Source organism: Fuerstiella sp., assembly GCA_022447225.1.
Lineage (GTDB): Bacteria > Planctomycetota > Planctomycetia > Planctomycetales > Planctomycetaceae > S139-18.
This window is the reverse complement of record JAKVAZ010000014.1, coordinates 64,814-78,314: the sequence shown is the minus strand read 5'-3', so window position 1 is coordinate 78,314 and position 13,501 is coordinate 64,814. Positions and strand designations below refer to the sequence as shown.

The following is a 13,501-nucleotide window of genomic DNA, read 5'->3' as shown; positions in this document are numbered from 1 at the left end:
TCCATCCAGCTGCAAAACACATGAGTCGGTAACAGTCAAACTATTCGATTGGTGATCTCTTTCCGCAGCTCCGACTGCGGAGCGCCGGCCCGGAAAGCTCTGTTTCCCTGCTCACCGTGACAACCAATGTTCCTCAGTGATGAAACGATCCACGCACCGCTTCCAGAACTGGCAATGTCTGGCCGGAACCTGGGACTGAGGGAGGGCGGAGCCTGAGATTGAAAGAAAACGCGAGAGACTGGCTACGCTGGTCGCGATACTTCTGTGCCATTGCCCTTACCGGCCTCCGGCCCCCGACGGACTCAGACACACACGAAAGCCCAGGTTGATGTAACGGTTGACCGGCGCATAGTAGATGCGGAACGCTGAACGGCAATACCTGGCGTTGCTGATCCAGCTGCCACCCCGGAGCACCCGGTCCGAACCCTGCAAAGGTCCCTTGCGATCACGGACAACTTCGTCCGGATATTCACCATACCAGTCCGAGCACCACTCCAACACATTCCCATGCATATCGAACAGACCAAAGTCGTTCGGCTTCAGCAGACCCACAGGATGGGGATAATCTCCACTAATCTCCCCGTGCCAGGCATACCTCGACAACAGGTCGTTCGTATTGCCGTAGTTATAACTGGTCACTGAACCCGCTCGACACGCATATTCCCATTCCGACTCCGTCGGTAAGCGGTAACCGCCCCGCTCCCAAAAATTATCATGAGATTTCATTCCCGGACCGTAAACACCGTCAGCATTCGCTTCGTAACACCACTGATCCTCTGGAATCCCTTCCCGCTCGCTTAGCCAGTTGCAGTAATGGACGGCCTGAAACCAGGTTACATTCACCACCGGTGAGTCATCGCTGCCACTGACAGACTCATCATCCGTCAGACCCGCCTGACTGCTGAACGTGCGCCACTGGGCGAACGTCACTTCTTTCACACCTATCGCAAATCGACCTTCAATCACACGACGGTGCAAATTTTCATCTTCTTGATGGTGAGCTTCCGTTTCCGCAGATCCCATCTGAAATTCACCGCCATCAAGCGCGGCAAACGTCTGCCCCTGGCCATTGATAAACCAGTCGCGGGCGTTGTCATCGACCGTCAAAAATTGTCCACCGGTCTGAGCAAGCTCTTCATCAATCATCACCAGTTGTTCCGCCGCATACCACCGACGCAGCAGCCATTCGGCCGCTGCATGAACACCCGCTTCCGGATCGTTCCTGTAAACATCCAGCAGTTTGTCGATCAGTGGCTGACGAGCCGAATCCGATAACTCAAACTCCCCCAGACAAAGCAGCAGCGCACGCCGGACGCTCACTTCCGATTCCTGTTCATAGCGGGAGATGACAGTCTGCACATCACCTCCCCGCGGGCCCAGCCAATTGATAATAGAACTGCGGAGACCGGGATCCGGACTCTGTTTCAGCAAAGGCCACACCGACTGTGGCTTATCCAGTTTCAACAGCAGGATTGCCGCATTGGCCTGACGACGAACCAATACTTCGGATTCTTCCGGACTGACATCGCTCTTAATCGGCTGAGCAAGTTCCTGTTCCGCCAGACGTACGGCCGCATCACCGTGATCGCTTTGTATCACGGTGAATTTTGACAGAAAATCGGCAGGACTCGACGAAATTGCCAGCTGATCAAACAAGTCTTCAACAGTCGCGACCGGGATTTCCTGAGGTACCACCTTCTGTGAGTTCACTGCTTTCGGTTCCGGAGGCGTTCCCGAATCGGCTTGATCCTGGGCGCAACCACAGCAACTCACCACCCAAAGGCTCAGACACAGGATTTCATACTCACGCCACATTTTGATCCCTTTAATCTGGTGACCAGACATACAATCGGTGATCAGCTCATTCTGAGGACCAATCACAGTCTGACCATTGTTTGTTTTTTATGAATTTCACAGCCCCTTCGGTTCCATGCTGCCATTTCAGCCGATTTGCAACGTTTCAGCATAAAGCAGGAAGTGCCGTGCTTCGTGATCCCCACACCCGGCAGATTGGCAATGTGCGAATGATCCGTCATGGTCAGGGTCGAACGTTCGGCTTCAAACCAAGCGATCATCTGCTTGATGTCCATGCTGGATTCAATCAGCTTCAAAGCGATCGCCTGTGACATCACTCTGCTGCTGCAGAGATAAGGAAGGATCGTCAGAGGCGTCGGAATCAGATATCAATAATTTCCCACCAAAGGAGCAATGACTGTGGCGAGGATGCTCAGCAAAGTAAACACGCGACCGCTCAGCATAACACCGTGCCCACGGCAATTCACTTCGCATGATACAGCAGCACCCTCTGTTCTTCAGAGAACACGCCAGTGAATCGGACAGAAATTTGAGGGACGTCTGCCTCCGTGCTTACCGCCCTTTCCCTTCGAGCAGTCGGGCGGTGCAGAATGCTGTCTGTGGTACCCGGTGCACGTTGAATTTGGCCTACAGAGGGAACGGCGGAATCCACGGTTTGACAACCATTGAACTTGCTGAATCCAAACAGGGTCGACCCCGCAAAAACAGTCTGTCGACTGCTGTGGGAACGCCGGCCTGCCAACAAAGGCCAGGCTGCTGAAAGACATCGGTTTCTGACCGCGGCGATGTTCAATCTAGTCCCGGACCACAGCTTTGGGGTGAGCGTCAAATGGTGTCCAGCGACTGCCCGTTTGCTGGTGCAATTTGGCACACCTAAGCTGAAGGCCTGTTTCGAATTGCTGCACTGCAGAAGAACAAATCCAACACGAGGCCCGTTGGCGACTGCTTTTGGCGGCTGTTCGACGTTTGGCACGAATTATGTAGTACTGCGGCCCTGTCACAATTCGTCACACCAAAAACGTTTGACGGGATGAGCTGTCTGTAGCCGGTGACGGTACGGACCGCCTGCGACGGTTGCTTTGAATCATACCCCCTGCATGATCACAAATTTCACCCCGCAGATCACAATCAGCCTGCGGAATCGAACAGGACTCAATCACCACTCTGGAGATCATTGATGAACAAATTCGTGCTGTTGATCGCCGTGTCTCTCGCAGCCGTGTTTCTGGTATTTAAGTTTCTGCCGTGGTGGGTTGGAGTCATCTGTATTGTGGGAGCGGTTTTCAGTCTCGCGTGGATCGTACCGTTCATCCTGCATCGGGCCTTCCTGGGCCCTTTTAAACTGAAAAGCAAAACCCTGTCGGGCGCTCAGATTACGCTGCATGACGTCAGCACCGCCGCCCCGCCGGAATTCGATGCTGAAGAATTCGATGAAGACGATGACATGGAAGAAGATCTTCAGGATCTGCATGAGGAAGTCACACAATTCATCTGGCATAAACTGGACGTGACCATTACACCGGCTGCGGGTACTGATGGATTCGCGCACTGGGAACCGAGAGAACTGCTGCTGGTCGGGCCGGACGCGACCCCGGACGATATGGACGAGGAAGATGATCTATGCCGTATTGACGACTACAAAGTATTCCAGGACGGAAAGTTCTGTGAAACAGAAATCGACAAGTACACCGGTCCTCAAAGACTGCAACTGCACGTCGGCATCAAACCTGGTGTGCAAAAGCTGCAGTTTCGTTACTACTTTGCGTTGTTTGGCCCAATTGCCCTGTCCGATTCGGCAATTGTGATTCCGGAGCCTCGCATTAACCACTCTGATGCCTGATTGGATGTCGCTTTCACGTGTACCGTTTCACGGGCCGTGGCGCATTCGTGATTGCCGGACGAATCCGCCGGTTCAGTTCGCATGGACAGTACAGGCAGGCAGCGCTGTACTCAGTTCTTCCAGCCCTGCGTCGGTGAACCGACTGCGATCGAGGTAGACATCCTTCAGACCGGTGAGTCGTTTGAGGTGTTCCAGACCCGCGCCGGTAACCGACGTCCTGCCGAGGTGAAGTGACTCCAGGCTGGTGAGTCCGGTCAGGTGTTCCAGACCCGCGTCGGTAATCGGAGTGAAGGACAGGTAGAGAATCTTCAGACTGGTCAGTCCGTTGAGATGTTCCAGTCCGGCATTCGTGATCTGTGTCGCAGTCAGGCCGAGGCTTTGGAGTCGGGTGAGCCCGCTGATGTGCTCCAGCCCGGCATCCGTAATCACCGTGTTGTTGAGGCGGAGTTCTGTCAGGCCGGTGAGTCCGGTGAGGTGTTCCAGACCCGCATCAGTAATCGACGTGAAGGAGAGATGAAGACTCTTCAGACCGGTGAGTCCGTTAAGATGTTCCAGCCCGGCATCCGTAATCGGTGTCGCGGTCAGGCCGAGGCTTTGGAGCCGGGTAAGCTCCTTGATGTGCTCCAGATCCGCATCAGCGATCTGCGCATAGGAAAAGTTGCAGTCGTTGGCGACTCCCTCCCGCTGGATGACCACACCTCCCAAAGCTTCAATCACAGCCATAGCTTCTTCCTCTGCGTTCGGTTGTTCAACTACCGATGGTGTTTCAGCTATGGCCGGTGTTTCAGGCGATGACGGTGTTGGGTCTGCCGTCGATTCTTCACCTGCCGTCGGTGTTTCAGCTATGCCCGGTGTTTCAGTCGATGACGGTGTTTGAATCGATGAATCACAACCTGCGAAAATCAGTAATGTCAAAGAAATGAAAAAACCTGCCGAGCTGGCGTTCATTACATGGCCCCCGTAACCGGTGTGTTTGTTTGGTGTATTCGATCCATAATTCTCCGTTTCCGATCGTTCGTAACAATCCACCTGGCCGCTGATTATGACTTTGCTCAAAAAACAGGTCGTGTCATCCGGGAACCACCGCGGGCCTTCAGGAGCCAGGCAATATCGAAAACGTGTCGTCAACATTGTCTCTGTTTCTTTCGAGAGAGGCCAGGGTTAGCCCCGGAGAAACGGTGGAAATGAACAACGCCGCACACATAAATGACAAATTTACACCTGCTGGAATCTGCAGCGACGTGAACTGTTTCCAGTCATTCGTAAACACGGAACCGACAGTGACCCGATGCGAAACACCCGTCACTTTGGCATTGGATGTGAAATCCTGACAATTCAATGGACTCACTTTGCAAACCTGAAAACCTTGAGCGAAACTGTGCCGGACTGGACGAAACTGCCAGCTGGTCGAACAAGTAACCTGAATTCTCTGCGCAGCCGCCGCAAATCGCCACGCAAAACTCATACTTAATATTCCACAAACGCGTGACATTGTGGGGCCTTATATTTGGTGGGCTGACATAGTCTGCGAACAGGACAGCATAAAACCGGGGGAGATCCTGAACGCTGCGGGCAGAACGCAGACGGTTTGACTACTTCGACCTCAACGTAACTTCAGCTGTGTTCGGAATCAACAATCCGAACCGGCGCGACTTGTTGTTCATGAGTCCCGGAGGCTCAGTCATTTCATCTAATTTGCCAGGTTCCAAAGCCAGCTAAGAATCACCGTCATTGGCTAATACCGGTATGCGAAATTTTGAAAGTTGCCAAACGACAAATTTTCAAGGCGATGTGCGTGTCAAACAGGCCTGGAGTTACTGTCACCATGCGTGGTGCTAAAACCTGTTGACCGTCCGCAACTGCTGCAACTGCGGTTCGTCTTCCTGAGAGATTTGTGCGTTATTGCTCCACGCCTCACAGGATTGCAAGTTAACTTGTCAAAATGCAGAATTGATATTTCATAAACATTTCGCACGCGGACCGAAAAACACGTGGCCGGTCAGAACGGTTCCCACTGGCGGAACAAACTGCTGATTCATCAGTGGATCGACCCGCGATCAATACGGACCCAACGAGTCAATTTATGTCATCGACACCAGACCTCGTTTCATCAGGTGACAAAATCGACGCCGATCAGCCGACCAATGTGCGCTGGTTAATTTTTGGACTGGCCTCACTCGCCAGCTACATCAATTATGTCCATCGATATTCCTGGGGCGTGATCAAACCGTACATGCTGGAAGACGGCGTGGTCACCGAAGAGCAAATGGGGTGGCTGGATGGCCTGATCGGAATCACCTACTCGCTGGGACAGTTCCCGGGAGGGCTGGCGGGTGACCTGATGGGGCCGCATCTTGTTATTCCTGCCAGCGCTGTTCTGTGGTCGGTAGTCACAGCGGCACCGGCCGTGATGTCCACATTGTACGGTCTGGCGACCATTCGACTGGCGATGGGACTGGCCCAGGCACCCTGTTACCCCTGTCTGGGCAAGATCACTCAGACCTGGATTCCCCGAGCCACACGCACGACTCAGCAGGGGTTCATTTCGTCGTTCGCCGGTCGGGCCGGCGGTGCCTGCTCATCACTGATCATCGGCATGCTGCTGATGGGCTGGTGTCAGCTGACCTGGCAAACAGCATTGCTGGTCACCGCCGGCGGTGGAATCATTTTTGCCGTCGTATTTGCTGTGTTGTTTCGCAATTCGCCTCGCCGGCATCCTCGTGTTAACGAAGCTGAAGCCTCATTGATCGAAGCGGACGAACCGGTGGTCACATCGAACCTTCCCCTGCGGTGGGACTGGTCCGCCGGCAACATTCGTAATATGGCTGCCTTCTTCGGTGCATCGTTCTTCAGCACCTTCGCCGACAACCTGTTTGTCTTTTGGATGCCAACTTTCCTGGTGCAGGCCAAAGGATTCAGCCCGACAGAAATGGGATTGTTTGCCAGCCTGCCGCTGTTTGGTGGTGCCCTGGGAGGCCTGTGCGGGGGGATTCTCAATGACGTACTGATCCGGGTCATTGGTAACAGACGATGGGCCCGGAGATTAATTGCCGGCAGCTGCAAGGTGGTCGCTGCGGCGCTGATCTGTTCCAGCCTGCTGTTCGACGACGGCCGGGTGATCATGGGAGTGCTGTTCCTGTGTAAATTCTTCAGCGACATGAGTCAGCCCACCTGGTGGGGAACCGTCACCGACATCGGAGGCCCCGCCGCCGGTCGGGTGTTCGGGATGGTCAACACAGTTGGTGCGACCGGCCTGTTCGCAGCCGGACCGATTATGGCATGGGTGAAGACCAATTACGGTTTCAATGGGCTGTTCTACTTTGTTGCCGCAGTCTATTTACTGACGACAACCTGCTGGTTGATGGTCGACTGCACCCGCCGCCTGGTTGTTGTCGATGAGACAGTGTCAACCTCCGCAACGACCGGTCAAACCTGATCAATCGTCGTCTGCAGCCGGAGTCTGTTCAGCAACAGCGGCCTCATGTCTGTACGATCTGCACCTTGATCGAACCGGTCTTCTTATCGTATGCCGTCTGAAAACCTCGATCAATCTCCTCAAGTGAAAACGAGTGGGTCACCAGCGGCGCCAGCGGTGCCTTGCCGGACTCCAGAAGCTTGATGGCCAGCTCGTAGTCGTGCTGACCGTCCTGAATGCCGTAACACGACGAGAAAATGATCGACTGCTCCTTCAGCAGCGGGGGCAGCCAGTCCAGAGTGATTGGTCTCCGAAATCCACCGAGCACCACGATGCGTCCCTGCATACGCGTCACCTCAATGGCCTGCTCCAGTGTGGTCCCCGTCAGACCTCCCACCGTCTCGATTGTCAAATCTGCCCCGCGGCCGTCGGTGGCATCTTCGACAGCCGCCCGCAAAGCCTCACCGTCGGCCGGCAGCACCTGATCTGCTCCAAGACCCCGGGCGGACTCCGCCTGCTGCTCATGCCTGGCGGTTGCCAGAATCTGACCGGCTCCGAGTGCACGCGCGGACACGATTGCGGTGAGACCAATGCTGCCGGATCCAAGTACGACAACGGTCTCACCACCCCGCATCTGTCCCCGGCGCACACTGTGGACGGCAACCGCCAGCGGTTCGACAAAGGCGCCTTCCTCCCATGAAAGCTGCTCCGGCAGCACATAGCACCCCACGGCGCGGCGTTTCATGTACTGAGCAAAGCCACCACCTTCATTTTCCGCCTTGTTAAGACACTGCCGGAACTGTCCGTGCCTGCAGTACCAGCAGCGCAAACAGGCCAGCCCCTGACCAATCGTCTCCACGGCAACCCGCTGTCCCACCAGACACTTTTCGACACCACCACCGACCTCAACAATTTCCCCCGAAACCTCATGCCCGAAGGGAACAACATCAGGTTCTGTTTTGTCATTGTTCATCAGCAGATCTGATCCGCAGATCCCGGTTGCCCGAACCCGGATAATGACGTCGTCAGAAGTGGGCAAAGGTTGAGGCACATCGGCAATTTCCATCGTCCCTTTGCCGTTGAAGAAGGCGGCCTTCATCGTGGTCATTCGTTCTGTTCCCATATACGGTTGCCGGACAGGTGCCTGATCAGAAAGGACAGTATGGACAGAACAGAACGAATTTGAAACACGCGAACCGGCCTGCCGGCCGTTCAGATGTTCGCAGGCCGGTGAACGGCCTGTTACTGTGACACTCCTGTCCGGCCAACACCGGAACGGTGCCCCGCGTTCACAGCCGGAACGATCCTCAACATCAACATTTTTTCTTTCGCATAACCGACGACTCGCATCAGCTGCCTGGATTATTTACTCGAACATCATTACGACGATGCCCTGTCAGGACCTCACTGTCGAGAGAGTTAATGAGTGGTTTCCTGCACCAGCCGTGATAGTCGGTTGATGAATACAGCGATATCCTGCTCAGAACTTTTCCCGGGAAGAGACCAACATGCATCGTCGTGCTTTCATCAGGAACGCTGCCGCTGGTGGGCTGGCGTATCTCAGCAGCGAAACCGGAACATTGGCAGGAAATACGGTCACCCGTTTCCCGGAACCAGCCCCTCTGAGTTTTCTGAAGGAAAAGAGCGGTCTCAAAATCACATCCATTCGGGCTGCAAAGCTTGTCCCCAAACGTCCGCGGCCTGCCTACAAACCGGCTGTCGGATCGTGGAATGCCCTGCAGGTCGAGGTCGCGAGTCCGTTGTCCATCTATCCAAGATTCAAACCAAGGCGATCGCTGTTTTTCCATGAAGACCTCGGTGCCGAAACGGTTGTGGTCGAAACCAACAGGGGGATCACCGGGTATGGCTACGGAGGGCCGGGCGCAGCTTTTGTGGCCGAAGGTCATCTGGCCAGGCTGCTGCATGATGAGGATCCGTTTCAGCTGGAGCGATTGTGGGACATTATGTGGCGAGGGACGCTCTACTATGGTCGCAAGGGGCTTGCCATACATGCCATCAGTGCTGTTGATAATGCACTCTGGGACATCGTCGGCAAAGCCCTTGACACGCCGGTATATCGACTGCTTGGCGGCGGGCATCGGGAGCGTGTGCCCGGATATTGCACCGGCAACAACATCGAACAGGCGGTTGAGTTCGGTTTCACGAAACTTAAACTCGCACTTCCGTACGGTCCGGCCGATGGAGAAGCCGGACTGGATCAGAACGAGCAGCTTGTTGAACGGGCCCGCAGACTGCTTGGCCCTGACGGCCGGATTATGATCGACTGCTGGATGGCTCTGACAGAATCATACGCAGAACAGCTGGCAGCACGGCTCCGGCCACATCAGGTTTACTGGATGGAAGAGTGCCTGACGCCGGACGACTATGCGGGGATGGAACGTTTAAACGCTCGGGTCAATTCGACACGGATGGCAACCGGCGAACATGAATACACTCGCTACGGTTTTGAGTTGCTGGCACGTCACAACGCCGCCGACATCTGGCAGCCCGACATGAGTTGGTGCGGCGGACTGACAGAATTGAGATGGATTGATGCACTGGCCCGGGCCGGCAACACACCTGTGATTCCTCACGGGGGCTGGCGAGGTGGAGCCGCCCATTTTGTGTTCAGCAACGAGAACACTCCGTGGTGTGAGATGTTCCTTCCCTGGCCCGGCGGCCCGGCAGAAGTCTACGAACGATTTGAGGAGGAAAATGGAGTGACACGAGGTCCCGAGGGGGTTTATATGCAACCGTCGAATCGCCCCGGATTCGGGTTCGAACTCAAACCTGTGTGACGAGTGCTGTCAACAGCACGGTGCGACTTCACAGACGACGTTCGTTGCCGCCAACCTGATTCCGGGAATCCCACACTCTACTTTTGAGTCTCCGCCACGTTTCTCGGATCAGATCTGCTGAAACCGGGTGCAGATGAATACAGGCGCTGACCCGGAATCCAGGGTTATCCAATAAACGCCCTGTGCCGGAAGTGAATGGAACAAACATTCGATGCACACGAACAGCCCGACCACAACAGCGATTGTCGCCGGCGCAGCGGATTTTTACGGTCCGAAACAGACAACTCCCCCGTCGAGCATGGCAACCATGACGTGGCCGTTTCGGTCAACAAGCAGTCCGCCGGGCAGTGGTTCGGCCGGGAGTTCCATCTGGAACATTTGTTCACCGTCTTCTGAGTTGAGTCCTGTCAGGAAAAATTGAGGCACCGCACGGTGGCGATTTTGGTATCTCGCGACTGCGACCACCGCATTGGAGGCCAGCGCAACGGACAGTGATTCAAATTCGCTGGAATCACCCAGGTTTGACTGCCAGCGAACATTTCCGCGGGTCGACAGAGAACTCACAAGGTTTCGAGCACGGGGCCTTTTCTTTCGGGACTCCGCATCCAGTCCTTCGTGTATTTTTTCTGCCAGCGTGTTCACACTCAGACTCGTGATTCTGCCGTACTTGTAGTTGGCCACAGCCAGGGCTTCATCATTCCACGCCGGAGGAATACCTCCGTAGTTCAGCCGCATGGACTCACCATCAGCCGACCAGACTGCAAATGCCCCTTTGGTGGAAACGTTTCTGGGCGAGGAGTAAAGAATACGGCCGCCGGCGACCAACGTGTTATCACCAAACACACCGACAAACTTGCCACCATTTGCCTGGGGATTTCCCTGCTTGCGAGGCGATTCCAGGCACTTCCCGCTCTTCAGATCGAACCGCGCCGGCGAGACCACATTGCCTCCGGCCATCACCAGCATGTCATCCAGAATGGTTAGATTTCCCTGGACACTGACCCCTTTGCGGAGGTCCGGATTGAGATGTCCGGACGTGGTATTTTCCCAGATCATCTGACCGGTGCCTGCATCAACGGCGTAAATGAATGTACCGTCGTGGTCTACGATTCCGGCACCGAAATACGCGACACCGTCATGCACCAGCACTCCGGTATTGACCGGCCAGGTGGAACTCAGTGAATCATAAATCATGATGTGGCGTTCGACCGGTGCCGCGCGGAAACGCCACAGCAGTCGACCGGTGGCCGCTTCAAGGCAATACGCAAACCCGTCGGCACTTCCCGCATAAGCCCGGCCGTCCCACAACGACGGTGGGTACTTCACGGGACCTGCTGTCTGATACGACCAGCGTACTTTTCCGGTTTCCCCGTCGATCGCGCGAACTTTGCCGTCTTCACCCCCCACAAAAACCAGTCCACCGGCTGCGCTGAGGTCACTGGGGACAAACGCCCGGTCCGGCTGGTGATGCCAGTTCAGACGTCCGGCTTTTTGCACCGCAACCGTTGCTGCAGCAGAGCGATGCAGGTTGCTGCGATACATCGGCCAGTCGCCGTCGTGGATCTCAAAAGCCTGGACAGTGTCCGCGTTCCGGGCAACCTCCAGGCGTTCCTCGTCCCGTGCCTTGTAGTCAAACCGAAAATCACCCGCTGAACACCTCGCCACATTGCCAATCAGTGCCAGATTACAGTCACAGGCCCAGGGCCCCAGATAGATCAGGCCGTGGGCAGGAATAACGCCGTCATTGCAGGCAGGCCGCACAGCACCGTCGATCTGAACAGCTCCACTCACACGATCGAATCGAGTCATTCCTTCGCCGCGTGCGAAAAACGAATCGGTGCTGGCCGTGAGACGCGTGCATGCCACCTTCACAAGGCTGAGGTAGTTCTCCACATCACCAGTTCTGGGATCGATCACCAAATGCCGGCCGCGTTCTCCGATTCCCACAATGACTTTGTTATCAACGTAAATCGCATTGGGATTGTTGGTCACCTTGGGTTTGTGCCAGAGCAGCGAACCGTCGTCGGTGGAGAGCCCGACCACATTCATTCGGGTCTGTCCCTGTACGATGAGTGATTCCGGGGTCGCCACCACCAGCGTCTGCGTCCGCCAGCCGGGTGTCGAAGTGAGTCCCTTGCCTGGCTGCTCAATCAGAGCCAGCATCTCTTCTTCGCCGTTGGTCCAGCGGACTTCGCCGGTCTCACTGTCGAGTGCTCGAAAGTGTCGATCGGGGCAGTACAGATAGAACTGACCATCCCGGATGGCCAGCCCCCGGGAATCAATCAAAGATTCCTCATTGTGTTGCCACAGCACGGCTTTGTGTTCAGGATCATACGCCACCAGCACGTCACCGAAACCGTGCGGGATTCGCTTTCCATAGTAGCCTTTGCTGAGGTCCGCCCAGCTCCAGCCACCGAAGGCCCGTGTGCCCCTGACCAGTTCCACACCGTCCCCGGGAGCACCGGCCAGTACATACAGAATCCCGTTGCTGAGAGCCATCCATTTCCAGTCCCCCGGAACTCCCTTGATTTGAATCCGGTCTCGTTCCTCCCCGGTCCTGGCATCGAGCAGCAGACAATGATCACCGTTCATCATGTAGAAGGTTTCCTTCGTTGCCACAAATGCGGAACGATGGACAAGATAGTCTTCGGGCAGCTGACGTTCCCAAAGCACCATACCGTTGTATCCATTCCGCGCGATCAGGCGATTGAGCGCACCCCATTCACGCTTGTGGTGCGCGATATGCCCCATGGCCAGAAATGTCCTGCCTCCGGCCGCGGTGGTCACCGCCGGCATTCCGATATACCAGGGCTTGGCCATGAACTGTGTCATGTACGGCGCCTTGATATGTGCATCCTGTGAGACCGGATTGTTGTCGGGAGATTTCTCCCAGTGCGACCACTCGTCGAGACCTGCCGGAACAGGTTTGGAAAACTGCACCCAGTCACCGTGTGAGTCTGACCACAACTGTGCGCCTTCGACATCAGCCGTAAACGCCCGCAGTGCGTCGGCAGCATCCGTACCTCCCAGAATTGCCACCCCTTCCGGTCGCAGGGCCCGAAAGACGTCACTGATTTCCAGAGCGTCCAAAACATCGGGCTGATTCGAAATCAGCAGGTCGAGTGTGTTGTCGGCATGAGGGAGCGCACCAGGATCGCCCTTCTCTGCCACCACACGCTGGATTGAAAAGCCTGCGGCATCGGCCTGCCGCCGAATTTGTTCGACAGCATCTATACTGGAATCGCGGACATGAATCAGCATTTGGCTGCTTCGCGCGAGGGCCAGTGGCAGCATCCCGTCCCCGGCTCCAAGTACGCAGCACAGCCCGCGTTGCTGCTGTGCACGTTCGATCAGTCGGGACGCTTCCTGAGCGATACCATTCTGAATAATCAGCGCACAGGCGAACAACAGACTAAGAGCAGATGAAAACAAGCGCATAGCGTTAATCTCCGATTGGAGTGACTCTCAACTGGCCGATACCGTCTGAAGCAAATAGTTCATCATGTCATTCACAGCGGCAGATGCAAAGTAACTCGCTGAAATGTTCATCACAGCCAACTCAAAAAACACTTCACATGCGGACTCAGCCTGGTAACTTTGTCTCCCGGAGTGACTGAAGATCACTGCCGAATG

General features: G+C 55.5%; 8 protein-coding genes. 3 read left to right on the top strand and 5 right to left on the bottom strand.

All coding sequences use genetic code 11. The features are described 5' to 3' along the window. Positions 1-276: 276 nt before the first annotated feature. Entirely contained in the window at positions 277-1,710 is a 1,434-nt protein-coding gene (locus tag MK110_16150) for an SUMF1/EgtB/PvdO family nonheme iron enzyme (GenBank protein ID MCH2212837.1), read from the bottom strand. A gap of 167 nt (positions 1,711-1,877) precedes the next feature. Beyond that, positions 1,878-2,129: a hypothetical protein gene (locus MK110_16145; GenBank protein ID MCH2212836.1), complete on the bottom strand. Its 252-nt coding sequence runs from the start codon at positions 2,127-2,129 to the stop codon at positions 1,878-1,880. Between the two features lie 863 nt (positions 2,130-2,992). On the opposite strand from MK110_16145, the gene MK110_16140 reads away from it, so the two are divergent. Continuing rightward, complete coding sequence (locus tag MK110_16140; GenBank protein ID MCH2212835.1) at positions 2,993-3,655, top strand: DUF3488 domain-containing protein; 663 nt, start codon at positions 2,993-2,995, stop codon at positions 3,653-3,655. A 72-nt stretch (positions 3,656-3,727) separates the two neighbouring features. Here the strand turns inward: MK110_16140 and MK110_16135 are convergent, their stop codons facing one another. Beyond that, positions 3,728-4,378 (bottom strand): hypothetical protein, encoded by a 651-nt coding sequence (locus tag MK110_16135; GenBank protein ID MCH2212834.1) that lies wholly within the window; start codon positions 4,376-4,378, stop codon positions 3,728-3,730. Positions 4,379-5,738: 1,360 nt separating this feature from the next. On the opposite strand from MK110_16135, the gene MK110_16130 reads away from it, so the two are divergent. After that, a complete protein-coding gene (locus tag MK110_16130; protein MCH2212833.1) occupies positions 5,739-7,091 on the top strand; it encodes an MFS transporter in 1,353 nt (450 codons plus the stop codon). A 43-nt stretch (positions 7,092-7,134) separates the two neighbouring features. Here MK110_16130 and MK110_16125 read toward each other — a convergent pair whose 3' ends face one another. Beyond that, the gene (locus MK110_16125; protein ID MCH2212832.1) at positions 7,135-8,178 is read right to left on the bottom strand and encodes a zinc-binding dehydrogenase; all 1,044 of its coding nucleotides are present in this window, start codon (positions 8,176-8,178) and stop codon (positions 7,135-7,137) included. A gap of 400 nt (positions 8,179-8,578) precedes the next feature. Here MK110_16125 and MK110_16120 point away from each other — a divergent pair, with 400 nt between their 5' ends. After that, complete coding sequence (locus tag MK110_16120) at positions 8,579-9,868, top strand: hypothetical protein (GenBank protein MCH2212831.1); 1,290 nt, start codon at positions 8,579-8,581, stop codon at positions 9,866-9,868. A gap of 264 nt (positions 9,869-10,132) precedes the next feature. Here the strand turns inward: MK110_16120 and MK110_16115 are convergent, their stop codons facing one another. Beyond that, entirely contained in the window at positions 10,133-13,306 is a 3,174-nt protein-coding gene (locus tag MK110_16115; GenBank protein ID MCH2212830.1) for a PQQ-binding-like beta-propeller repeat protein, read from the bottom strand. Between the last annotated feature and the right edge of the window lie 195 nt (positions 13,307-13,501).